Annotated in this window: 20 protein-coding genes and 1 pseudogene; 12 read left to right on the top strand and 9 right to left on the bottom strand. The window is 71.7% G+C overall.

All coding sequences use genetic code 11. The features are described 5' to 3' along the window. The first annotated feature begins 56 nt into the window (after positions 1-56). Together AC068B_RS17800 and purU are read left to right on the top strand one after the other, a co-directional pair. The gene (locus AC068B_RS17800; protein WP_478672471.1) at positions 57-557 is read left to right on the top strand and encodes an SCO4402 family protein; all 501 of its coding nucleotides are present in this window, start codon (positions 57-59) and stop codon (positions 555-557) included. Positions 558-603: 46 nt separating this feature from the next. Continuing rightward, positions 604-1,485 (top strand): formyltetrahydrofolate deformylase, encoded by an 882-nt coding sequence (gene purU / locus AC068B_RS17795; RefSeq protein ID WP_478672470.1) that lies wholly within the window; start codon positions 604-606, stop codon positions 1,483-1,485. Between the two features lie 20 nt (positions 1,486-1,505). Here purU and AC068B_RS17790 read toward each other — a convergent pair whose 3' ends face one another. Next, entirely contained in the window at positions 1,506-2,825 is a 1,320-nt protein-coding gene (locus AC068B_RS17790; protein ID WP_478672469.1) for a zf-HC2 domain-containing protein, read from the bottom strand. Further along, positions 2,822-3,418, bottom strand: a complete 597-nt coding sequence (locus AC068B_RS17785) for a sigma-70 family RNA polymerase sigma factor (RefSeq protein ID WP_478672467.1) — start codon at positions 3,416-3,418, stop codon at positions 2,822-2,824. Before AC068B_RS17785 ends, AC068B_RS17790 begins: the two co-directional genes overlap by 4 nt. Positions 3,419-3,701: 283 nt before the next feature. Between AC068B_RS17785 and AC068B_RS17780 the strand changes: the two genes are divergently transcribed. Beyond that, positions 3,702-4,076 (top strand): STAS domain-containing protein, encoded by a 375-nt coding sequence (locus tag AC068B_RS17780; RefSeq protein WP_478672466.1) that lies wholly within the window; start codon positions 3,702-3,704, stop codon positions 4,074-4,076. A gap of 23 nt (positions 4,077-4,099) precedes the next feature. Here the strand turns inward: AC068B_RS17780 and AC068B_RS17775 are convergent, their stop codons facing one another. Beyond that, complete coding sequence (locus tag AC068B_RS17775) at positions 4,100-4,564, bottom strand: hypothetical protein (RefSeq protein ID WP_478672465.1); 465 nt, start codon at positions 4,562-4,564, stop codon at positions 4,100-4,102. Between the two features lie 173 nt (positions 4,565-4,737). Here AC068B_RS17775 and AC068B_RS17770 point away from each other — a divergent pair, with 173 nt between their 5' ends. Beyond that, a complete protein-coding gene (locus AC068B_RS17770; protein WP_356263548.1) occupies positions 4,738-5,244 on the top strand; it encodes an EF-hand domain-containing protein in 507 nt (168 codons plus the stop codon). Between the two features lie 36 nt (positions 5,245-5,280). On the opposite strand, the gene AC068B_RS17765 is transcribed toward AC068B_RS17770, so the two are convergent. Further along, positions 5,281-6,867, bottom strand: a complete 1,587-nt coding sequence (locus AC068B_RS17765; RefSeq protein ID WP_478672464.1) for a class I adenylate-forming enzyme family protein — start codon at positions 6,865-6,867, stop codon at positions 5,281-5,283. A 155-nt stretch (positions 6,868-7,022) separates the two neighbouring features. Between AC068B_RS17765 and AC068B_RS17760 the strand changes: the two genes are divergently transcribed. The 3 genes and pseudogenes from AC068B_RS17760 to AC068B_RS17750 form a co-directional block, all read left to right on the top strand. Continuing rightward, entirely contained in the window at positions 7,023-8,165 is a 1,143-nt protein-coding gene (locus AC068B_RS17760) for an acyl-CoA dehydrogenase family protein (RefSeq protein WP_478672463.1), read from the top strand. An 8-nt stretch (positions 8,166-8,173) separates the two neighbouring features. Next, entirely contained in the window at positions 8,174-9,013 is an 840-nt protein-coding gene (locus AC068B_RS17755; RefSeq protein WP_478672462.1) for an acyl-CoA dehydrogenase family protein, read from the top strand. A 442-nt stretch (positions 9,014-9,455) separates the two neighbouring features. Continuing rightward, positions 9,456-9,860 (top strand): annotated as a pseudogene (locus AC068B_RS17750) (ATP-binding protein); the annotation flags it as partial. Positions 9,861-10,508: 648 nt separating this feature from the next. Here the strand turns inward: AC068B_RS17750 and AC068B_RS17745 are convergent. Continuing rightward, positions 10,509-11,495, bottom strand: a complete 987-nt coding sequence (locus AC068B_RS17745; RefSeq protein WP_478672461.1) for a cyclase family protein — start codon at positions 11,493-11,495, stop codon at positions 10,509-10,511. Between the two features lie 90 nt (positions 11,496-11,585). On the opposite strand from AC068B_RS17745, the gene AC068B_RS17740 reads away from it, so the two are divergent. Genes AC068B_RS17740 through AC068B_RS17730 form a run of 3 tightly spaced genes read left to right on the top strand, consistent with a single transcriptional unit; the run spans position 11,586 to position 14,878 of the window. Beyond that, complete coding sequence (locus AC068B_RS17740; protein WP_478672459.1) at positions 11,586-12,497, top strand: SDR family NAD(P)-dependent oxidoreductase; 912 nt, start codon at positions 11,586-11,588, stop codon at positions 12,495-12,497. A 14-nt stretch (positions 12,498-12,511) separates the two neighbouring features. Further along, positions 12,512-13,816, top strand: coding sequence for an acyl-CoA dehydrogenase family protein (locus AC068B_RS17735; protein WP_478672458.1), 1,305 nt, complete (start codon positions 12,512-12,514; stop codon positions 13,814-13,816). Between the two features lie 12 nt (positions 13,817-13,828). After that, positions 13,829-14,878, top strand: a complete 1,050-nt coding sequence (locus AC068B_RS17730) for an alcohol dehydrogenase catalytic domain-containing protein (protein WP_478672457.1) — start codon at positions 13,829-13,831, stop codon at positions 14,876-14,878. Between the two features lie 263 nt (positions 14,879-15,141). On the opposite strand, the gene AC068B_RS17725 is transcribed toward AC068B_RS17730, so the two are convergent. Further along, positions 15,142-16,161 (bottom strand): GlxA family transcriptional regulator, encoded by a 1,020-nt coding sequence (locus tag AC068B_RS17725; protein WP_478672455.1) that lies wholly within the window; start codon positions 16,159-16,161, stop codon positions 15,142-15,144. Between the two features lie 71 nt (positions 16,162-16,232). On the opposite strand from AC068B_RS17725, the gene AC068B_RS17720 reads away from it, so the two are divergent. Then, positions 16,233-17,555, top strand: coding sequence for an MFS transporter (locus AC068B_RS17720; RefSeq protein WP_478672454.1), 1,323 nt, complete (start codon positions 16,233-16,235; stop codon positions 17,553-17,555). On the opposite strand, the gene AC068B_RS17715 is transcribed toward AC068B_RS17720, so the two are convergent. Further along, a complete protein-coding gene (locus tag AC068B_RS17715) occupies positions 17,545-18,159 on the bottom strand; it encodes a flavin reductase family protein (RefSeq protein ID WP_478672452.1) in 615 nt (204 codons plus the stop codon). The two genes, AC068B_RS17720 and AC068B_RS17715, sit on opposite strands and share 11 nt — an antisense overlap. A gap of 83 nt (positions 18,160-18,242) precedes the next feature. Here AC068B_RS17715 and AC068B_RS17710 point away from each other — a divergent pair, with 83 nt between their 5' ends. After that, positions 18,243-18,605 (top strand): hypothetical protein, encoded by a 363-nt coding sequence (locus AC068B_RS17710; RefSeq protein WP_478672451.1) that lies wholly within the window; start codon positions 18,243-18,245, stop codon positions 18,603-18,605. Here the strand turns inward: AC068B_RS17710 and AC068B_RS17705 are convergent. Continuing rightward, a complete protein-coding gene (locus AC068B_RS17705; RefSeq protein WP_478672450.1) occupies positions 18,582-19,409 on the bottom strand; it encodes an enoyl-CoA hydratase/isomerase family protein in 828 nt (275 codons plus the stop codon). The two genes, AC068B_RS17710 and AC068B_RS17705, sit on opposite strands and share 24 nt — an antisense overlap. A gap of 361 nt (positions 19,410-19,770) precedes the next feature. Continuing rightward, positions 19,771-21,996 carry an acetate--CoA ligase family protein gene (locus AC068B_RS17700; protein ID WP_478672448.1) on the bottom strand — a complete coding sequence of 742 codons (2,226 nt, stop codon included), beginning with the start codon at positions 21,994-21,996 and terminating at the stop codon, positions 19,771-19,773. Positions 21,997-22,220: the final 224 nt, after the last annotated feature.

Raw genomic sequence — 22,220 nt, 5'->3', positions numbered from 1 at the left:
ATGAAGGTGAACGGGCGGGGTCCGGTTCGCGTGCGCCGGGTGGGAACGTACGATCGATGACCGTGCAAGGTTCGGAGAACTCTTCCCGTCGCGGCCGTCGCTCCAGCACCATGGGTGGCATGCCGACCAACGACATGCCGTGGTGGCGCTGGCGCAGCAACGTGCGCTCGGCGCTGCACATGCTCTCCGACCCGCACTTCCAGCGTGAGTGCTGGCTCGCGGGCCGTGAGGAGTACGGGGACGTGACCGACGCCGTGTACCGGCTCGTCGAGGACACGTGGCTGGACAACTGGTCCGCGGAGAAGTACGTGGGGACGATCTTCCGGGACCCGCAGGAGGCGGCCCTCGTCGACTCGGCCGTGCTGAGGGTGCTGCGGATCATGCACGAGGTCGGGCCCGACGCGCTGGTCTCCGTCTATCTGGAGCACCCGGGGTGGCCCGAGGCGGTCCACGCGGCGCGCGACGCGCACGTGCGGCTGGCCGCGGGCGACGGGGAGGACCCGGACGTGGAGCCGCAGACGCTGGAAGTGCTGCGGATCCTGACACGGTCCGCCTGACGGGACGATTGCCGTCGGCGGTGTCCGCTGTGGGAACCTTGGCCGCATGAACGAGCAGTCCACCGCGCCCGCCGCCCCCGCTGAGCAGTACGTCCTCACCCTCTCGTGCCCCGACAAGCAGGGCATCGTGCACGCCGTGTCGAGCTACCTCTTCATGACCGGCTGCAACATCGAGGACAGCCAGCAGTTCGGCGATCACGACACCGGGCTGTTCTTCATGCGCGTCCACTTCTCGGCCGAGTCCCCGGTGACCGTCGACAAGCTGCGGGCGAGCTTCGCCGCGATCGGCGACTCCTTCCACATGGACTGGCAGATCAACCGCGCCGAGGACCGGATGCGCGTCGTCCTGCTGGTGTCGAAGTTCGGGCACTGCCTTAACGACCTGCTGTTCCGTTCCCGGATCGGCGCGCTGCCCGTGGAGATCGCCGCGGTCGTCTCCAACCACACGGACTTCGCCGAGCTCGTCGCCTCGTACGACATCCCCTTCCACCACATCCCGGTGACCAAGGAGAACAAGCCCGAGGCCGAGGCCCGGATGCTTGAGGTCGTGCGCTCGCTCGACGTGGAGCTCGTCGTCCTCGCCCGCTACATGCAGGTCCTCTCGGACGACCTGTGCAAGGAGCTCAGCGGGCGGATCATCAACATCCACCACTCCTTCCTGCCGAGCTTCAAGGGCGCGAAGCCGTACCACCAGGCGCACGCCCGCGGTGTGAAGCTGATCGGCGCGACCGCGCACTACGTGACGGCCGACCTCGACGAGGGCCCGATCATCGAGCAGGAGGTCGAGCGCGTCGGGCACGGCGTCACCCCCGACCAGCTGGTCGCGATCGGCCGGGACGTGGAGTGCCAGGCGCTGGCGCGGGCCGTGAAGTGGCACGCGGAGCGCCGGATCCTGCTGAACGGCAGCCGCACGGTCGTCTTCCCCTGACCTGAGGGCCCCTGAAGCGGCTACATCCGGCTGAGCGAGGCCGCCGCGAACAGCACGTCGCGGATCGCCTCGCGGTCGCCGTCCTGGCCCGCGGCCGCCTCCTCCGGTGAGACGTGCCCGGCGGCGAGGCGGCAGAACTCCACGCCGTCCAGCGCCACATGGGCCACCTCGTGCTCCCGCGAACCGGTCGCCGCGGGGGAGTCGAGCGGGATGAGCCACTCGCCGCCGCCGAGCCCCTCGATCTCCAGGCGCAGGCTGCGGCCCGGCGCGCCCGCCGCGACCAGGCGGCGGGATGGGGCGGCGAGCCCGGAGCGGCGGCGCGCGGCGAGCGTGCCGGGGAGCATCCTGGCGGCGAGGTCGATCATGCGGTGGAGGTGCCGGGGCGACGGCGGCGCGTACGGATAGTCGACCGCGTCGGCGATGTCGCCCGCGTGGATCCAGCACTCGAAGGCGCGGTCCAGCATCGAGTCCCGCAGCGGCAGCTCGATGGTCTGCCGCTGTCCGGGGTCGCCGGGGACGGCCACCGTGCCGTACGACACCGGGAGGCGGCCGGAGCCTCCGCCGGAGCCCGCGGCCCCTGAGGTGTCCCCGGCCGTGAACGACACCGTGCGGATCAGCTCGTGCGTCTGCTCGCGCCAGGGGGCGCGCACCGCGCGCGTGGGCGGGAAGTGGGAGGCGCGCCAGTACGCCTCGGTGCGGTGGGCCGGGTCCTGGGGGACCCGGACGTCCGGGCCGAGCGGGTCGTCGAGGCCGAGGGCGAGCCCGACCATCCCGTCGACCGCGAGGAGGTGGGAGATGACCCCGGCCACCGTCGTCTTCCTGCTGACCTGTCCCTCGTCGTCGAACCAGCGCAGCCGCACCGGGGCGTGCCACTCCGCGTCGCCGATGTCCTGGAGGAGGGCGTCGAGGCGGGCGGTCTCCGCGTCGTAGGGCACGGCCCACTCGGGCACCGGGATGCGCGGCGGGCGGCGGCCGAGGCAGCTCTCCAGGACGCGGGTGCGCAGACCGGGGTCGAGGTCGAGGCTCTCCTCGGGGTGCAGCAGGCCGACGGCGTCGCGCAGCCTGAGGGCTTCCTCCGCGCACGGGCCGCAGTCGCCGAGGTGTTCCTCGACGGCCATGGCCTCCTCCGCGGAGCAGGCGGCGAGCGCCCAGGCGCCGAGCAGGGACTTGAGGACGCGGTGCTCCAGGACGAGGGGCGCGGGCGCCGGCGGCGGGTCGGGCAGGGACTGTCCGGTGTCCTCGACGGAGGAGCGCGGCAGCGGTATGCGCGGCGCGGTGCCGCCCGGGTGGTCGGGGTGCTCCGGCTCGTCGTGCGGCTCGGGGCGGTCGGCGCCGGTCACAGCGCCGCTCCGGGGCCGGGCGACGTGTCGTGGGCGTGGCCCGGGGACGGGGTGCCGGTGTCGTTGGCCGTGGACAGGAGCTGCAGGCCGAGGCGGAGTCTGCGGCGGGCCTCGTCCTCGGTGACGCCGAGGTCGGCGGCCGTCTGGCGGTAGTCGCGCCGCTGGAAGTAGGCCAGCTCCAGGGCGGCGCGCAGCGGGGTGGGCATGGCCGTGACGATGTAGTCCGCGCGGGCGGCGGCGGAGGCGCGGCGGACCTTGCGCTCCAGGTCCTCCGTGGTGCCCTCGCCGCCGAGGGCGAGGGCGGCGGACTCGGTCTGGCGGAGCCTGCGGACGGCCCGCTGGTGGGTGAGGGTGGCGATCCAGGAGCGGAGCGGGCCCTGCCGTGGGTCGTACGCGTCGGGGTTCTCCCAGACGTGGCTGAAGACCTCGCGGGTGATGCGGTCGGCGGCGCTCTCGTCGCCCAGGACGCGGTGGGCCAGGCCGTGCACGAGTGAGGCGAAGCGGTCGTACAGCTCTCCCAGCGCGGCGGCCTCTCCGTGCGCGAGGCGCTGTTGCATGCGGCGGTCCCAGCGCCGCGGTGCGTCCTTCGGCATGCGGCCCCCTCGTGCGCTTGCCTTGTCCTGCTTCTGCCCGTGCTGCCTACTCGAACGGTACTTCGGGTTCCCTCCCTCCCTCGAATGTAGTCGGCGCCGCTGATGGAGCACTCCTGTTTGGGGCAAACCCCGCTCTTCGGCGGAGGCCGGATGATATTGACGGTGGCCTGCTGGTGTTTCATGGGAGACAGGTGGGGCAGCCGAAGCTGAACGAAACGTAAGGACTGCTTCCGGATCACCCCGCAGGCGCGGGGCAGGCAACGGCGAGCGAGAGGCGTGACGCGTGACGCTCAAGGTGACCGTGGGTGAGCAGGAAGGCTGGGCCGTCCTGTGCGTCTCGGGAGAGATGGATCTGCTGACCTCACCCGTGCTGCGCCAGCGCGTGCACGACGCCGTCGCCGACGGCCGCCGCCGCATCGTGCTCGACCTCTCCGAAGTTCTGTTCTGCGACTCCAGCGGTGTCGGCGTGCTGATCGCCACGCGCCGCCTCATCCGCTCCTTCCAGGGCCGTTTGCGGCTGATACTGCCCGCCAAGGGCGCCGAGGACGGCTCGCACGTGAACCGGGTCCTCGCGGCGCTCGGCGTGCGCCGCCTCTTCGAGGTCTTCCCGGACGTGCATGCGGCGCTGGACGACGAGGCGGTACCGCTCTCCGCCTAGAGACCGCTCCGGCTCGCTGCTCTCTAGCCCACATGACGCTTCGCCGTGGCCACGAAGGAGTTGATGGCCTCGCGCGAGACGCGGCGCCGCTCGGCGAGCTCGTCGCGGTCGTCGGCCCTGCGCAGATCGGCGACGTGGTCGAGGGTCTCCCACGCGAGCCGCACCAGTTCCTCGTCGTTCGAGAGCAACTGCACGCGGAACAGCGCCTCCTGGGCCTCGGACCGCATCTCGTACGAACGGAAGCGCGACTCCTCGCTCTCCTCGTGCCGGTTCGCCGCGCTGCTGAACCAGCGGTCGACCAGTATCCGCCGGTAGTTGACCAGCGCCCCGGCATACGTGATGTACGCGTCGATCCGCTCCTGCCGCAGCTTCTCGCCGCGCGTGAACCGCTCCGCGCGCTCGATCGCCCTCCGCTGGAAGGAGTGGGTGAGCCCCGCACCCAGGAGAGTTCCCAGCACCGCTATGACGCTCGCCGCTACCGCTTCCACGCAGCACAGTGGAGCACATCACACCTGTGGAACACCCTCGTCCCGGAATTCCGGCGGTCTTGACACAAGCGCCGCTTTCCCGCCTCCGGGAGGCCATCACCACGTACGCTCGCAGCTGGGGAAACACCCCCGGAGCATGCACCCAACCGCGGAAGTGAGGCGGCCCGAAGATCATGGACAGTGCCGAGTACGAGCGTAGGATCGCGGCCCGGTTCGCCACCTTCGACCAGGACGGCAACGGCTACATCTCCCGTGAGGACTTCAGCACGGCGGCGGCCGCCCTGTGCACGGAGTTCGGCGCCACGGCGCGGTCCGAGAAGGGCCAGGCCCTCTACATCGGGGCCGAGGCGTTCTGGCAGGGCATGGCGGGGATCGCGGACCGGGACGGGGACCAGCGGATCACCCGCGACGAGTTCGTGGGCGGCGCGGTGAAGCGGCTGCGGGACAACCCCGAGCGGTTCGCCGAGATCGCGCGGCCGTTCCTGCACGCGGTGATCGGCGTCGCCGGTGCCGACGCCACGGTGTCCCCGGCCGACGCCGGGCGCGCGCTCAAGGCGCTCGGCGTGCCCGAGGACATCGCGGCAGGGGTGGCCGCCGCGCTGGACGCGGACGGCGACGGCCGCGTCTCGGAGCAGGAGATCGTGACGGCCTTCGCGCAGTACTTCACCGTTCCCGAGTAGCGGCAGGCGCTCGCGCGCGGTCCCGGGTGCGGCGGGTCAGCTTCCTGAGAAGCGCTCCCGCAGCTTGTACTTGAGGACCTTGCGCAGTGTCTCGTTGCGGGGAAGCGCCTCGACCAGTTCGAGCTGTTCCGGCAGCTTGTAGGTGGCGAGGCCTTCCCCGCGCAGGTACGAGGTGACCGCCGCCAGCGTCAACTCGCCGGTTCCCGCCCGCTGTTCGACGACCGCGCAGACGCGTTCGCCGCGTTCGGGGTCGGGCAGGCCGACGACCGCCGCCTCGCCCACGGCCGGGTGCTGGTGGAGCAGGTCCTCGATCTCCTTGGCGGAGATGTTCTCGCCCTTGCGGATGATGATGTCCTTCGCGCGCCCGGTGAGGACCAGATGGCCGGTCTTCCTGAGGTGGCCGAGGTCCCCGGTGATCAGGAACCCGTCGGCGTCGAAGACGTCCGCGCTCTGCGCCGGGTCCAGATAGCCCCGGCAGACGGCCTCCCCGCGCAGCCGCACCTCGCCGTCCGTGTCGGGCGGCAGCTCGTTGCCGTCCGCGTCCGTGATGCGGATCTCCATGCCCTCCGGAGGCAGGCCCTCCGTCGTCGCGAGGTTCTCCGCGGTGTCGTCGGGGGCGCCCATGGTGATCATCGGCACCTCGGTCATGCCGTACCCGTGGGTGAGCTGGCAGCCCATCTCGCGCACCACCGCGTGGTAGACCTCCGGCGGCTTGGGCGCCCCGCCGCCCGCGAGGAGGCGCAGGGTCGGGATGACCCGCTGTCCCTCGGGCAGCTGGCGCTGCTCGGTGAGGAACATCGAGTAGAAGGCCGTCGACCCGCCCGCCACGGTCACGCCGTGCCGCCGGTAGCCGTCGAGCGAGGCGGGCAGCGCGAAGTGCTCGAACAGCACGGCGGGGAAGCCGTAGAGCAGCAGCATCACGGTGTAGTCGGGCCCGGCGATGTGGGCGAAGGGGAACGCCATCGAGCCGACGTCCGACTCCTTCAGGTGCAGGGCGTGGGCCAGGCAGGAGCCGCCCGCGATCAGTGAACGGTCCGTGTGCAGGACGCCCTTGGGGTCGGAGGTGGTGCCCGAGGTCCAGTAGATCCACCGCACCGCCGTGCCGTCGGTGGGCGGCGGGGGCAGCACGGCCGGGTCGGCCTCGGGCAGCGCCGCGTACGCCTCGAAGACCTCGACCGGAGCGCCCTCGCGCTCCGTGCCCAGCCGCTGTGCCATCTCCGTGTGGTCGAAGCCGCGCCAGACGCCCGGCACGGCGAAGAACTCCGCCTTCGACTCCCGCAGCGCGAAGCCGACTTCGCGGTCGCGGTGGAAGGGGATCAGGGGCGACTGGACGGCGCCGATGCGGGCGAGCGCGAAGGAGAGCAGGGCCGTCTCGATGCGGGTGGGCAGCTGCCAGGCGACGACCGTGCCGGGCCGCACCCCGCGCTCGTACAGCCCGGCGGCGACCCGCTCGGCGCGGTCCCGCAGCTGGCCGAAGGTGAGCGTGCGGTCGGCGGAGGGTTCGGGGGCGGCCTGGACGAGGACGGGCCTGTCGGGGGTGAGGTCGGCGCGGCGCGCGATCAGTTCCCAGAGGGTGCGGGACTCGCCCAGTTCGTACGCGGTCTCGTTCACCGAGGTCCTCATGCGATCCCCTCCCGGCCCCGAAGGCTGAACTGACGGTCAGTCAGATCGTGCCGAGAGCGTAAGCCCCGGCGCCTTGTCGGTCCAGGGGTGCGGGGCTAGCCTGCCGCCTGACGGGTCATCAGATATGACGACCGAGGCCGGAGGGGACGCACCGCATGGACCTCACGTACACCGACGAGGAGGAAGCCTTCCGGGCCGGGCTGCGCGACTGGCTCTCGGACGTGCTCCCGAAGCTCCCCGCCAAGCCCTCGCCCCGGGACTGGCCCGGACGGCGCGCCTACGACACCGCGTGGCAGCGCCTGCTGTACGACGCGGGCTACGGCGAGGTGCACTGGGACGCCTCCCCGACGCAGCGGCTCATCTTCCTGGAGGAGACCGAGAAGGCGGGTGCGCCCTACGTAGGGGCCAACTTCGTGGGTCTGCTGCACGCGGGCCCGACCATCGCCTCCGAAGGCACACCGGAGCAGCGGGAGCGGTGGCTGCCGCCCGTCCTGCGCGGCGACGAGGTGTGGTGCCAGGGGTTCAGCGAGCCCGACGCCGGATCCGACCTCGCGTCGCTGCGCACGCGCGCGTGGCGGGACGGCGACGACTACGTGGTGAGCGGTTCCAAGATCTGGACGTCCCACGCGGAGGTCGCCGACTGGTGCGAGCTCCTGGTGCGCACGACACCGGTCAGCGAGGCCGTGCCCAAGCACCGGGGCATCACCTGGCTCGCGATGCCGATGGACGCCCCCGGGATCACCGTGCGTCCGCTGCGCACGCTCGCGGGGTCCACGGAGTTCGCGGAGATGTTCCTGGACGAGGTGCGCATCCCGGTCGCGAACCGGGTCGGCGAGGAGAACGACGGCTGGCGCGTGACGATGGTGACCCTGTCGTACGAGCGGGGCACCGCCTTCGTGGGGGAGGTGGTGGCCTGCCGCCGGGTCCTCGGCGAGCTGGCCCGCGAGGCCCGCGGGAACGGCCGCTGGGGCGACCCGGCGCTGCGGCGCAGGCTCGGGCGGCTGAGCGCCGAGTTCTCCGCGCTGTGGCGGCTCACGCAGTGGAACGTGAGCGAGGCGCAGCGCACGGGCGGCGTCCCCGGAGTGGGCGGCTCGGTCTTCAAGCTGCGCTACTCGCACGCGCGGCAGGAGCTGTACGACGCCGCCGCCGATGTCCTCGGCGCGGGCTCCCTCGACCTCGCCCACGAGTGGACCCTCGACCGCCTCTCCTCGCTCTCGTACACGATCGCCGCGGGGACCTCGCAGATCCAGCAGAACATCGTGGCCGAGCGCATCCTCGGCCTCCCGAAGGGGCGGTGAGGGGTCCGATGGATTTCCAACTCGACGAGGACCAGGTGGCTTTGAAGGCCGCGATGCGGCAACTCCTGGAGGGTCGTTTCACGCTGAGTGACGCCACGGACCGCGTCGACAGGGCCCTGTGGCGGGAATTGGGGGACGCGGGGTTCTTCTCGCTCGTGCTGCCCGAGGCGGCGGGCGGGGTCGGGCTGGGGCTGCCGGAGGCCGTGTTGGTCTTCGAGGAGGCGGGGCGCGTGCTGCTGCCGGGGCCCGCCGTGGCGTCGTTCCTCGCGGCGGGCGTGGTCCCGGGCGCCGCGACCGGGGAGACCGTGGTGACCGCCGTGGACGGCTCCCTGGTGCCCTGGCTGGCGGAGGCGGACGTGGTGCAGGGCGACGTGTCCGGCGCGGTCCCCCTGCGCTCCGTGGACCCGCTGACGCCGCTGCACCGGGTGCCGGACGCCGGCAGCCTCGACCGGGGCGCCCTCCTCTACGCCGCGGAACAGCTCGGCAGCGCCGCGCGCACCTGCGAGTCGGCCGTCCAATACGCACACCGCCGCGAGCAGTTCGGGCAGCCGATCGGCGCGTTCCAGGCGGTGAAGCACCTCTGCGCACAGATGCTCGTCCGTGCCGAGCTGGCCCGCAGTGCCGTGTACGCGGCGGCCGTCACCGGGGACCGGCTCGACGCCTCGGCCGCGAAGCTGCTGGCCGACGACGCGGCCGTGCGCAACGCCAGGGACTGCCTCCAGGTGCACGGCGGCATGGGGTTCACCTGGGAGTCCGATGTGCATCTGCACCTCAAACGGGCCTGGGTGCGGGCCGAGCTCGGGCGGTCGCCGCGGGCCGCGGAGGACGAGCTCGCCGAGGCGCTCTGAAAAATTGGTCTGTCCGATATCGTGCGCTTTGCCCCTTGTTTCGTGGGCCTCACCCCACCCAGGTGGAGACTACTCAGCGTCGATATCGGGTTGTGTCCTACGCGTGACTCGTCACGGCACGGAGTCGGTGTCCGGCTCGGGTACCTTGTGTGAGATGCGAGTGGTTCTGAGGCCGAGCCATGCCGGTGTTGCCCATGTGGTGGCGCCGGGCGCGGCGATGCGTGCCGCTGGCAGCGCAGGGCGGGGCTCCGCCGCCGCCTGTTCGACCCCCCACAGTGTGCGTCGCACAGTATGCAGCACGCGTACTCCTTCGCGCTGGAATATGCCCGAAGCGCTTGTTGGGGTGACTGAACGTCAATCATGCTGTCTCCCAAGGGGATCACGTTCGGTGACCCTGTGGAGTCGCGAGGCGATGTGTCCGCCGGTTCGGATGGTGTGAGCGGTGCAGGTGCTTCAAGTTCAGCTGGAGGTCGGGGCCGACCCCGCAGAGGTGGGGCGGGCCAGGCGATGGGCTCGTTCCAGGCTCGCGGGCTCGGGGATAGAGGCCGATGAGCCGGTGGCCGAGACGCTGATCCTGCTGATCTCGGAACTCGTCACCAACGCCGTTGTGCACACGGGCTGTCCGGCCGTGCTGCGCATGCTGCTCCCCGGCGTCCCAGCCGACGCCCCGGGGCCGGGGACGGTCCGGGTCGAGGTGGCAGACCGCAGCGCCCGCCCGCCCGCGCAGCGGCACGCCGACGGTGACGACACCAACGGCCGCGGCCTGGAGCTCGTCGACGGCCTCGCGGACCGCTGGGGCTGGCAGCCCGAGGGTGCGGGCAAGAGCATCTGGTGCGAGGTCGACCGATGCGAGTCCGGCGTCGCGGCGGTGGAGTTCGAGGGCACGACCCACGACGGGAAGACCTTCGACGCGGCCTGCGCCCCGATGCGCCACAGTCCGGGCTACGGGGCGGCACACGACTTCACGTACGGGCCGACGGCCTGCGACGCGACGCCCCACGGCGTGACGGCGTGCGACGGGGCCGCGTACGACAGGGCGGTCCGCAACCGGGCGGCCTTCGGCGACGTCGACCGCGCCTACGAAACGGTGTGACCGCACATACCGTACGACGTTCCCTGAGCCCGCGTGCGCCGTCTCGTGCCGCGGTGCGCGCACCCGTGCGCGGGTGAGGCAAAAGGGGTGTACTTCGCTTATCTCCGACGCGGTGTTGACGTGACGTGTCCGAATGATCACGCTTGTGTGCAGCGATTCGCCGCGAGGGGACGCCGAGGGCTCGTTGTTGTCAGGACGGAATGGTCGTCATGACGTCAGGACGGAATGACGGAGTCCTTGACGAAGTGTGGGTCGTGCTCACGGCAGCACCCCCTTCGTGGCGGCATGGCGCGGGGCGGGGTGGGTGCCGGGCCGGATGGCGGCGTGTGCGGTGGCGCGCTCGGGGCGGAAGCCGACGCGCCGCCTTCCGCGTGGGGGTCACGTCATCGCAGTGTCACGGCGTCACAGCACGGCGACCGGCGCCACAGGGGTGCCCGTCCCGCCGATGAACGGTTCCGGCATGGCGGACAGCAGGAACGCGTGGCGGGAAACTTCTGCACAGGCTGTGGACAACTCTTCCAGATTCCAGTTCTGGCCCTGGATCATCCCCATTTCGACCAGATGCAGCGCGTGCACGGGCAGCCACAGGTTCTCGATCTCCGGCGGGAAGATCTCGAAGGTCAGGGTGTCGTTCGCGACCGCCGCGACGTCCCGCGCGTGGAACCACTCGGGCGTACGCACCGAGAGGCCGGGCGACGGATAGCCGTACGCGTGCTTGTCGCCCGCGAGATAGACCTGGATCTGCCCCGTGCGCACCAGCACGATGTCGCCCGCGCGCACCGTGACACGCCCGAACTCCGCCGCCTCGTCCAGGTCTTCGGGCGTGACGGCGTGGTCGCCCGGCAGCCGGTCGAGCCCCTTGGCGCGCGCCACGTCCAGGAGGACGCCGCGCGAGATGACGTGCCGCGCCTTGTCGATGCCGCTGAACCGTGCGCCCGTGTGGGCCGTGATGCTGTCCGCGGGGCGGCCGTTGTAGATCATTCCCGAGTGTGACGCGTGCGTGAGGGCGTCCCAGTGGGTCGCCGTCTGCAGTCCCATCGTCACCGCGTCGTCGCTGGTGGCGACCGTGCCGGGGCCGAAAAGCTCCTGGTTGATCTGCACCATCGTGTGCAGCGGGTTGATGCGGCCCGGGATCATCCCCGTCTGGACGCCGTCCTCCTTGAGGGGCAGCGCGAGCGGGATGCGGTGGCCGGAGCGGATCTCGGTGGCGGCGGCGCGGACGGTCGCGTCGGTGATGAGGTTGAGGGTGCCGGTTTCGTCGTCCGGTCCCCAACGGCCCCAGTTTCGGACGCGTTTGGCTATGTCGTGGAACTCGGGGGGGAGGGGCGGGGGTGAGGTCGGTGTGGGGTTCGGGGGCGGGATCGAGGGGGTTGCGTCGGAGAGTGACATGGGTCTGGGGCCTCCGCGGGGGTTGTCTTCCGGTATCTGACGGGTCATAGAATCTAACGGTCCGTCAGAAACCGCGGGAAGGGGCCGGACGTGGGGAACTTCTTGGCAGGCAAGGTGGTGGCCGTGACCGGCGCCGGGCGCGGCATCGGCAGGGCCGTCGCGCTCGCCGCGGCGGCCGAGGGGGCGAAGGTCGTCGTCAACGACTACGGCGTCTCCATGGAGGGCGGTGAGCCCGCCAGCGAGATAGCCGACGCCGTGGTGAAGGAGATCCGGGCCGCGGGCGGCGAGGCCGTCGCCGTCGCGGACGACATCTCGACCATGGCGGGCGGCCAGCGCATCGTCGACGTCGCGCTCGCCGAGTACGGGCGGGTGGACGGGGTGGTGTGCGTCGCCGGGATCCTGCGCGAGCGGATGCTGTTCAACATGTCCGAGGAGGAGTGGGACCCGGTGGTCGCCACCCATCTGAAGGGCACCTTCACCGTCTTCCGTGCCGCGTCGGCGGTGATGCGGAAGCAGGGGTCGGGCACCCTGATCGGGTTCACCAGCGGCAACCACCAGGGGTCCGTGGCGCAGGCCAACTACAGCGCGGCGAAGGGCGGGATCATCTCGCTGGTGCGGAGCGCGGCGCTGGGCCTGAACAAGTACGGGGTGACCGCCAACGCGGTGGCGCCCGTCGCGCGGACGAGGATGTCGGCGAACGTGCCCATGGAGCTGAAGGAGATCGGGGAGCCGGAGGACGTCGCCGCGCTCGTCGTCTATCTGCTGAGCGACCGGGCCCGCGAGGAGAAGATCACCGGGCAGGTCTACACGATCGCCGGGCCCAAGATCGCCGTCTGGGCCCAGCCGCGCGAGCTGCGTGCGGGGTACGCGGACGGGGCCTGGACCCCCGAGAAGATCGCCGACTTCCTGCCGGGGACGGTGGGGACCGATCCGATGCCGTTGCTGGCGCAGCTGGAGGCGATGGCCAAGGCGGCGGCCGACAAAGAACGTCCGAACGCGTAGGCGGGGGCGGGGCGGTGGAGTTCGGCTTCGGACCCGAGGACGAGGAGTTCCGCGCCGAGGCGCGGGGCTGGCTCGCCGAGCACCGCACCGGTGAGTTCGCCGGTGCGGTGGGGCGGGGTGGGCCCGGCAGTGAGCATGAGGGCGGGGCTCAGCGGCGGGCCTGGGAGCGGGAGTTGGGGCGGGGGGGATGGATTGGGCTTGGGTGGGGTGCGGGTGCGGGTGCGGGTGCGGGTGCGGGGCCGGGGTCGGGGTCGGGGTCGGGCTTGGGCTTGGGCTTGGGCTTGGGTGTGTATGGCAATCGGCAGGCCACGTTGACCCAGCAGGTTGTCTGGGCCGAGGAGTACGCGCGCGTGCGGGCGCCCGGGCGCTATGGGCACATCGGGGAGAACCTGCTCGCGCCGACCCTCCTCGCATACGGGAGTCAGGAGCAGCGGGACGAGTTCCTGCCCGCGATCGCCCGCGGGGAGGCCCTGTGGTGCCAGGGATACAGCGAGCCCGGGGCCGGGTCCGATCTGGCGGGGGTGCGGACGCGGGCCGAGCGGGACGGTCGGGACGGCGCGGGGGACTTCCGTGTGACCGGGCAGAAGATCTGGACCTCGTTGGCACATGAAGCCGATTGGTGTTTCGTGCTGGCGCGTACGGGGGGTGGGACGCGGCCGCATGAGGGATTGTCGTTCCTGCTCGTGGACATGGATCAGCCGGGGTGCATCGAGGTCAGGCCCATTCGGCAGCTGACCGGGACCAGCGAGTTCAACGAGGTCTTCTTCGACGGTGCACGCGCGCGTGCGGCCCATGTCGTGGGTGGCGTCGGGAACGGGTGGCGGGTCGCCATGGGGCTCCTCGGCTTCGAGCGGGGCGTGTCCACGCTGGTGCAGCAGATCGGCTTCGCGGAGGAGCTGGGCGAGGTCGTACGGGAGGCCGTGGCGGGTGGGGCGGTCGATGACCCTGTGGTGCGGGAGCGGTTGGTGCGGCAGTGGAGTGAGTTGCGGGTGATGCGGTGGAACGCGTTGCGGACGTTGGGGGGAGGGGGTGGGAGTGGGGGTGCGTCTGCTGGGGGTGGGGAGCCCAGCGTGGCCAAGTTGCTTTGGGGGCGGTGGCATCAGCGGCTTGGGGAGTTGGCGATGGCGGTGCGGGGGGCTTCTGCCGCCGTGGGGCCGGGGGACTGGCGTGCCGATGCGCCGTATGAACTCGATGCTTTCCAGCGGCTGTTCCTGTTCAGCCGTGCCGACACGATCTACGGCGGTTCGGACGAAGTGCAGCGGAACATCATCGCCGAGCGGGTGCTCGGTCTGCCTAGAGAGGCCAAGGGGTCTCGGTGAGGGGTGTGCGTGATGAGGGGCGTTGTCTTCGACGGGGCGCGGGTCGAGGTCGTCGACGATCTGGAGATACGTGATCCGGGGCCAGGGGAGGTCCTCGTCGCGGTGGCGGCGGCGGGTCTGTGTCACAGCGACCTGTCGGTGATCGACGGGACCATTCCGTTTCCGCCGCCGGTGGTGCTCGGGCACGAGGGGGCGGGGGTCGTCGAGGCGGTGGGGGCCGGGGTGGTGCATGTGGCGCCCGGGGATCATGTGGCGCTCTCCACCATTGCCAACTGCGGTGCCTGCGGTGAGTGTCACCGGGGGCGGCCGACCATGTGCCGGAAGGCGATCGGGACGCCGGACCAGCCGTTCTCGCGGGGCGGCAAGCCGGTGTACCAGTTCGCGGCGAACTCTTCCTTCGCGGAGCGCACGATCGTCAAGGGCGTGCAGGCCGTGCGGATCCCGGACGACATTCCGCTGACGTCCGCGGCGCTGATCGGGTGCGCGGTGGTGACGGGGGTGGGTGCCGCTCTCAACCGGGCCAAGGTCGACCGGGGCGACTCGGTGGTGGTGATCGGTACGGGTGGGATCGGGCTCAACGTGCTGCAGGGGGCGCGGATCGCGGGGGCGGGGGTGGTGGTCGCGGTCGACGCGAATCCGGAGAAGGAGGCGGTGGCGCGGCGGTTCGGGGCGACGCACTTCTTCCGGTCCACGGAGGGGGTGCGGGACGTGCTGCCCCAGGGGGCGGACCACGCCTTCGAGTGTGTGGGGCGGGTCGAGCTGGTGCGGGAGGCGGTGGAGCTGCTTGACCGGCATGGGCAGGCCGTGCTGCTGGGGATGCCGGGGGCTTCGGCGGAGGCGTCGTTCGTGGTCGCGTCGATGTTCCTGGACAAGTCGATTCTCGGTTGCAGGTACGGGAGTTCGCGGCCTCAGCGGGATTTCGCGCTGTACGCGGAGCTGTACCGGAGCGGGCGCCTGCTGCTGGACGAGCTGGTGACGGCTACGTATCCGGTGGAGGACTTCGGGGTGGCGGTGGCGGACGCGGAGGCGGGGAGGGTGGCGCGGGGGGTTCTGACGTTCTGAGGGGTCTGGCGGGGGCGCCTTGGGCGGTGTGCGCTGGGGGTTCGGCTGGGGGCGCGGGGCGGTGGGGCTCGGTGCGCTTGGGGTTCGTCTGTGGGTGCGGGGCCGCGGGGGTATGTGCGTACTCGCTATCCCTGCGCCGCGCCCGATGTGTCCGCAGGGCAGCGTGTGCTCGGTGCTCCGTGCGCACATACCCCCACGTCCCCTCCCGTCTCGTACGCGGCTGCGGCCCGGCGGGGGTGATCCCCTCGGCTGAGGGGGCGCGCTCAGGCCGTGGTGACGTTGCGGAACGTGCGGCGGTAGGCCGTGGGGGTGACGCCGAGCGCGGCCTGTAGGTGCTGTCGCATCGACTGGGCCGTGCCGAAGCCCGCGTCCCCGGCCACCTGGTCGACGGAGAGGTCGGTGGATTCGAGGAGGTGGCGTGCCCGTTCCACGCGCTGCTGCGTCAGCCACTGGCCTGGGCTGATGCCGACCTCCTCGCGGAACCGCCGGGTGAAGGTGCGGACCGACATCGACTCCTGCGCGGCCATGTCGCGCAGTTGCAGCGGCTGGTCCAGGCGGCCCAGGGCCCAGGCGCGGGCCGTCCTCGTGGTCGCAAGTTGCGGTTCGGGCAGGGGGCGTTGGATGTACTGGGCCTGGCCGCCGTCGCGGTGGGGCGGTACGACGGTGCGGCGGGCCACCTCGTTGGCGACGGCGGTGCCGTGGTCGCGACGTACGACATGGAGGCAGAGGTCGATGCCCGCGGCCACGCCCGCCGACGTGAGGACGTCGCCGTCGTCGATGAACAGCACGTCCGCGTCCACCTCGACCCGGGGGAAGAGCTGCTGGAAGTGCTCGGCGGACGACCAGTGCGTGGTGGCGGGGCGGCCGTCCAAGAGGCCCGCGGCGGCCAGGACGTAACCGCCCGTGCAGATGGCCACGAGTCGCGTGCCCGGCTTGATGTGGGCCAGGGCGGCGGCCAGTTCGCCGGTGAGGCGGCCCTCCTCGTACACCGGGCCCAGTTCGTACGACGCCGGGATCACGACCGTGTCCGCGGTGGCCAGCACCTCGGGGCCGTGCTCGACCAGGATCGCGAAGTCGGCGTCCGTGCGGACGGGGCCCGGCGGGCGGATCGAGCAGGTCACCACCTCGTACAGGTGCCGCATCTCCGGTGTGCGGGCGCCCTTGAAGATGCGTTGCGGGATGCCCAGCTCGAAGGGGATCACGCCGTCCAGGGCCAGGACGACGATGCGGTGGCGTCGGGTGGGTGCAGTGGCGGTGGCGGAGGGCTTGGCCGGAGTGGGCATGGCCCGATCCTAGCGAATGCTGTCCCTCGGGCCACTCGTCCGGGGCGGACCATTTTTCGATCCTTTATGACGTGACCCAGACAACCGAGACGCCCACGCGGAGCTCCTCCCCGCCGGGCGCGACCAGGCGCCGTACTCCTCGTATCCACCGCGCGTGGTTCGTCGCCGCCGTCACCTTCGTGACGATCATCGGCGCGGCCGCGTTCCGCTCTCTCCCCGGTCTGCTCTTCGACCCGCTGAAGGAGGACTTCGGCTGGTCGCGCGGCACCGTCGGGCTCGCGGTCTCCGTCAATCTCGCGTTGTACGGCCTGACCGCGCCGTTCGCCGCCGCGCTCATGGACCGCTTCGGCATCCGCAGGATCGTCGCGGTCGCGCTGGTCGTGATCGCCTGCGGCTCCGGTCTGACCGTGTTCATGAACTCGGCGTGGCAGTTGTTGCTGTGCTGGGGGCTGCTCGTCGGGCTCGGGTCGGGGTCGATGGCCCTTGCCTTCGCCGCCACCGTCACCAATCGGTGGTTCACCGAGCGGCGCGGGCTCGTCAGCGGCATCCTCACCGCGGCCTCCGCGTCGGGGCAGTTGGTCTTCCTGCCGCTGCTCTCCTGGATCGTCGAGACGTACAAGTGGCGGCCCGCCGCCGTCACGGTCGCCCTCGCGGCCCTCGCCGTCGTCCCCTTCGTGTGGCTGCTGCTGCGGGACCACCCGGCCGACGTCGGTCTGAAGCCCTACGGGTCGAAGGAGTTCGTGCCGAAGCCGCCGCCCGTCCCTGGCGCGGCACGGCGTGCGATCACCGTGCTCCTGAAGGCCGTACGCACCGGTCCCTTCTGGCTGCTCGCGGGGTCCTTCGCCATCTGCGGCGCCTCGACGAACGGGCTCATCCAGACCCACTTCGTGCCCGCCGCGCACGATCACGGCATGGGCGTGCGGGCCGCCGCCTCGCTGCTCGCCGTCATCGGGATCTTCGACATCGTCGGGACCGTCGCGTCGGGCTGGTTCACGGACCGCTTCGACTCGCGCCGCCTGCTCGCCGTGTACTACGCGCTGCGCGGCGTCTCGCTGCTCTTCCTGCCGATGCTGCTCGCGCCGGACGTCCGGCCACCGATGATCTTCTTCATCGTCTTCTACGGTCTGGACTGGGTGGCGACCGTCCCGCCCACCCTGGCCCTCTGCCGCGAGCAGTACGGCGACGACAGCGCCATCGTCTTCGGCTGGGTGCTGGCCTCGCACCAGGTGGGCGCCGGGCTGGTCGCGTTCCTCGGCGGTGTGGTGCGGGACGCCTTCGGGTCGTACGACGTGATCTGGTACGCCTCGGGCGCGCTCTGCGCGGCGGCCGCGCTGATGGTGCTGGTGATCCGGCGGAGCGGCCAGGCGCCAGCGGCGGTCGCCGTCAGCGGGTGAAGCGGCCGAACGTGCCCCGGTGGAACAGGAGCGGATCGGCGTCGTCCGCGGTCGCGCCGAGGGCGTCCACCCGGCCGACCACGATGAGGTGGTCGCCGCCGGTGTGCACGGCCTGGACCGTGCAGTCGACCCAGGCCGGGGCCCCGGCCAGGCGCGGTGATCCGGACACCGGCGCCGCGTCGTACACCACCCCGGCGAACTTGTCGGCGCCGCTCACCGCGAAGCCGCGGCACAGCTCGCCCTGGTCGGCGCCCAGAATGTTGACGCAGAAGACGCCCGCGCGCGCGATGCGCGGCCACGTCGTCGACGTACGCGCGACCATGAACGACACCAGGGGCGGGTCCAGGGAGAGCGACGCGAAGGACTGGCAGGCGAAGCCCGCGGGGCCGCCGTCCTCGTCGGGCGGGGAAGTGATCACGGTGACGCCCGTCGCGAAGTTGCCGAGCACGCGCCGGAACTCGCCCCGGTCGAGCGGCGCCCGCTCGTCGTCGCCGACGGCCCGCAACTGAGGGCGCGGTAGAGCTACGACGGGTGCCGTGGTGGTGCGGGCCCCGACCGACCTGAGGTATCGAACGGCGGTGGCCGCCATCCCTGCGTGTCCCATCACATCGACCATTGAAGCTGACGGGGCGTCAGATGTGAAGGGCGTGGCCGAAACGCTACTGACTCACACGGATCTGCAGCCCCATGAGGTACGGGGAGACGCAGCGGACCTGGGGTGATGGGACGGCACGGGCCGCGGCATCGGCCTGCGCCGCGCAGGTGCCGGTGGCCGGGCTCTTGGCGTTTCTGCTGACGGGTGGCCACGCCGACGGTGGCTCGGGCGGGGGGGGCTTCGCCGTGTGGGGCGTTCCGTTCGGCGGGGCCGCGCCGTGGTGTGCGGCGAGCGGCGTCGTGCCCGTGCTGAACGTCGCGTACGGCCGACGGCGTGAGCAGCGCCTCGCCAGGCCCCTGCGCAAGGTGTGGCTCGTGTCGGGGCTCGTGTCGTTCGGTCTGTGTGTGGCGGTCGGCCTCGGTGCGGTGGTCTCAGCGGCCGCGGTACGAGGGTGAGCGGCGCTCGACGAAACTGGCGACGCCCTCGTTCGCGTCCGCCGTGGTCATGTTGATCTCCTGCGCCGCGGCCTCGGCTGCGAAGGCCGTCGCACGGTCCGACTCCAGGGACGCGTTGACCAGTTGCTTCGTCATGGCGAGGGCGCGGGTCGGCCCGGCCGCGAGGCGTTCCGCCCACTCGCGTGCCGTCTTCTCCAGCTCGTCGGCCGGTACGACACGGTTGACGAGCCCCATGTTCGCGGCATCGGCGGCGGGCACGGAGTCGCCGAAGAACATCAGCTCCTTGGCCCGTTGCGGCCCGATGAGACGGGGCAGCAGATAGGCGCCGCCGCCGTCCGGCACGAGGCCGCGACGTACGAACACCTCGATGAACCTGGCCTGTTCGGCGGCGATGACCAGGTCGCAGGCGAACGCGAGATGGGCGCCGATACCCGCCGCGGTGCCGTTCACCGCGGCGATCACCGGCTTCTCGCAGTCGAGGACCGCCGCGACGAGCCGCTGCGCGCCCTGCCTGATGGTGCGGGCGACGTCGCCCGGCACGCGCTCGGCCGTGGTGGTGGCGCCGCGCAGGTCGGCGCCCGCGCAGAACCCCTTGCCGGTCGCGGTGATCACGACGGCCCGTACGGCGGGGTCGGCCGAGGCCTCGCCGAGCAGCGTGATGACGCGCTCTCGCTGGTCCCAGGTGAGGGCGTTCATGGCCTCGGGCCGGTTGAGGGTGATCCACGAGACGGCGTTGTCAGTGGTGTGCAGTATCAATGAGGTGAGGGGGGCTTGCTGGCTTTCGGGGGCGGGGGAGGCGGTCATGGGGGAGTGGCTCCGATTCGTACGGGGGTGGAAGTGGGCTCGGGTGCGGGGGCGGGCTCGGGTGCGGGGGCGTGGCGGGGCCCGGTCCCGGGGGTTCTGCGCGGCGTGGCGCCGCGCGTTGTGGTTCCGGGGCCGGGCGTGGATCGCCGGGGGCGGGCTAGGGCCCTTCTGACGGATCTCCGTGGGAGGAGGAGCGGCGTCCGGTGCGTGCGATCGGCGTGCGGTGGAAAGGGTCATGTGGCGGAGCCACCTGTCCCTTTCCACCGTGCGGCATGGGGGTCCCCCCTGCTCGAGCGCAGCCGAGAGCTAGGGGGAGTGCGTGCCGGGCGTCGCGACCCCGCGGAGATCCATCAGAAGGGCCCTAGCGGCAGACGGCGAACGCGTCGAGTGCGACGGCCCCCTGCCCCCGCGGCAGCACCATCAGCGGGTTGATGTCCAACTCCGCGAGCTCGTCCCCGAGTTCCAGCGCCATCCGCTGCACCCGGAGGACGACTTCGACGAGCGCGTCGATGTCGGCGGGCGCCGCACCCCTGACCCCGTCAAGTAGGGCGCGCCCGCGCAGCTCGGACAGCATCGTCTTCGCCTGGTCCTCCCCGAAGGGCGGCACCCGCACGGCCGCGTCCCGCAGGACCTCCACGAGTACGCCGCCGAGACCGACCGTCACCGTCGGTCCGAACAGCGAGTCGTGCGTGACGCCGACGACCATCTCGACGCCCCGCTCGACCATCTGGCAGACCAGGATGCCGTCCAGCGCGACGCCCTCGTAGCGGGCGATGTCCGTGAGCTCCCGATAGGCGTCCCGCACCTGGCTCGCCGAGGTCAGCCCGATCTTCACCAGGCCCAGCTCGGTCTTGTGCGCGAGCTGCGCCCCCGAGGCCTTCATCACGACCGGGTAGCCGACGAGCCCGGCCGCCCGGACGGCCGCCGCCGCGCTGGTCACCAACTGCTCCCGCGGCACCCGGATCCCGTACGCGCGCAGCAGCTGCTTCGCCGCGTGCTCGCTGAGCTGCTGGCCGGGCCGCATCAGGGCCTGGGCCTTGCGGAAGGACGGGGAAGGGGTGCGCGGCGCCTCGTCGAAGGGGGAGCGGTAGCCGGTCGTGAAGCGGTGGTGGTCCAGATAGGCGCGCACCGCCGTGATGCAGTTGGCGAAGGTGCGGAAGGTCGCGACGCGCGAGGAGCCGAGGAGCGTCTCGCGGTAGGCGTCCTCGGTGCCGACCGGCGAGCCCCACACCACGCACACCAGCTTGTCCGTCTGCTCCGCCGCGTCCACCAGGTCCTGCGCGAGCTTGTCGCTCATCGGCGGGAAGGGGCCGGTGATCGGACAGATCAGCACCCCCACCTCAGGGTCGTCGAGGATCGCGTCGATGATCTTGCGGCCGCGCCAGTCGCCGACGGGGTGCCCGCCGTTGTCGACGGGGTTGGCGACGTTCAGGTACTCGGGTATCCACTGGTGCAGCTCCGCCTGCTTGGCGTCGGAGAGCGTGGGCAGACCGAGCCCGGCCTCGGTCGCCAGGTCCGAGAAGTGCGCGCCCGTGCCGCCCGAGATCGAATAGACGACGACGCCGTCGGCCTGCGGCGGACGGGCCCGCGCCAACAGCGCGGAGGTGTCCTGGAGTTCGTCGAGCCCGTCGACGCGGATCACGCCGAACTGCCGCATCGCGGCGTCCACCACCGTGTCCGCTCCGGTCAGCTTGCCGGTGTGTGAGGCGGCCATGCGGGCGCCGGTCTCGGTGCGGCCGACCTTCACGGCGACGACGGGCACCCCGCGGCGGGCCGCCCGGTCGGCGGCGAGCAGGAAGGCGCGGCCGTCCTTGAGGCCCTCGACGTAGCAGGCGATGGCGCCGACCTCGGGACGCTCGGCGAAGTAGGAGATGAAGTCGGAGGTCTCCAGGTCGGCCTCGTTGCCGGTGGGTGCCCAGTGGGAGAGGCGGACGCCCAGTTCCTGCATGGTGAAGACGGGGCGGCCCTGGTGGCCGGACTGGGTGATCAGCGCGATGGCGGGTCCTTCGAGGTCCTCGCGGAACTCCTCGAAGGCGTTGAGGTTGGTGTTCGGCCCGAGCAGCCTGAGGCCGGAGCGCCGGACGGCGGCGGCGAGGCGTTCCTGGGCGGCCGCGCCCTCCTCGCCGGTCTCGGCGAACCCGGAGGCGAAGGCGACGGCGAACCGCACCTTCTCCTCGGCGAGCTGCTCGATGACGGGCAGCGGGTCGCCGACCAGGAGCACGGCCAGATCGACCTGTTCGGGCAGGTCGGCGACGGAAGGGAAGCAGGGGATGCCGAAGACCGACTGACGGGTGGGGTGCACGGGGTGCAGACGTGCGCCGACGCGTTCGGCCCAGGCGATGAGCTGTCGGGTGATGCCGGTGTTGGGGCGCCCCTCGGCGTCCGAAGCGCCGATGACGGCGACGGAGGCGGGGCGGAAGAAGCGGTCGAGGTCGGGTACGCCGGCGTACAACGGCCGACCGCTGACGTCGAGGTCGTCCGCCGTGACGGCCCTGCCGTGGACGGCGTTGGGAGGGAGTTCGCCGCAGGCCACAACATGGGCGCGGCGGGGGTCGGTGGTGAAGGTGCCGTGAGTCGATCCAAGCATCGGTCCGCCCGCTCCTGTGTGACAGCACTTAACTGACGCATAGTCAGATTACTGAACTGACGCTGTGTCAGGAATGGGGCTGCACGCAAAGCCTTGCGCCGCGGGCGGCGTCGTGGAGTGGGAACGGGTGTGGATCGATCGTCCTGCCTCTCCACGGAAGCGCAGAATCCGCTCGCTGCCTAGGTGGGAATCGGCCGGGGTTGATCGGTAGAAGGGGGTTGGTA

It is taken from the genome of Streptomyces sp. NPDC042371, from assembly GCF_056437465.1.
Note: the sequence above shows the minus strand (reverse complement) of the source record. Positions and strands in the feature narration are given on the sequence as shown.

Bases quoted from the DNA above. Each gene is read 5' to 3' on its own strand.
- AC068B_RS17800 (WP_478672471.1), top strand. From the start codon at position 57: ATGACCGTGCAAGGTTCGGAGAACTCTTCCCGTCGCGGCCGTCGCTCC.
- purU (WP_478672470.1), top strand. From the start codon at position 604: ATGAACGAGCAGTCCACCGCGCCCGCCGCCCCCGCTGAGCAGTACGTC.
- AC068B_RS17785 (WP_478672467.1), bottom strand. From the start codon at position 3,418: ATGCCGAAGGACGCACCGCGGCGCTGGGACCGCCGCATGCAACAGCGC.
- AC068B_RS17770 (WP_356263548.1), top strand. From the start codon at position 4,738: ATGGACAGTGCCGAGTACGAGCGTAGGATCGCGGCCCGGTTCGCCACC.
- AC068B_RS17765 (WP_478672464.1), bottom strand. From the start codon at position 6,867: ATGAGGACCTCGGTGAACGAGACCGCGTACGAACTGGGCGAGTCCCGC.
- AC068B_RS17760 (WP_478672463.1), top strand. From the start codon at position 7,023: ATGGACCTCACGTACACCGACGAGGAGGAAGCCTTCCGGGCCGGGCTG.
- AC068B_RS17755 (WP_478672462.1), top strand. From the start codon at position 8,174: ATGGATTTCCAACTCGACGAGGACCAGGTGGCTTTGAAGGCCGCGATG.
- AC068B_RS17745 (WP_478672461.1), bottom strand. From the start codon at position 11,495: ATGTCACTCTCCGACGCAACCCCCTCGATCCCGCCCCCGAACCCCACA.
- AC068B_RS17730 (WP_478672457.1), top strand. From the start codon at position 13,829: ATGAGGGGCGTTGTCTTCGACGGGGCGCGGGTCGAGGTCGTCGACGAT.
- AC068B_RS17725 (WP_478672455.1), bottom strand. From the start codon at position 16,161: ATGCCCACTCCGGCCAAGCCCTCCGCCACCGCCACTGCACCCACCCGA.
- AC068B_RS17715 (WP_478672452.1), bottom strand. From the start codon at position 18,159: ATGGGACACGCAGGGATGGCGGCCACCGCCGTTCGATACCTCAGGTCG.
- AC068B_RS17710 (WP_478672451.1), top strand. From the start codon at position 18,243: ATGAGGTACGGGGAGACGCAGCGGACCTGGGGTGATGGGACGGCACGG.
- AC068B_RS17705 (WP_478672450.1), bottom strand. From the start codon at position 19,409: ATGACCGCCTCCCCCGCCCCCGAAAGCCAGCAAGCCCCCCTCACCTCA.
- AC068B_RS17700 (WP_478672448.1), bottom strand. From the start codon at position 21,996: ATGCTTGGATCGACTCACGGCACCTTCACCACCGACCCCCGCCGCGCC.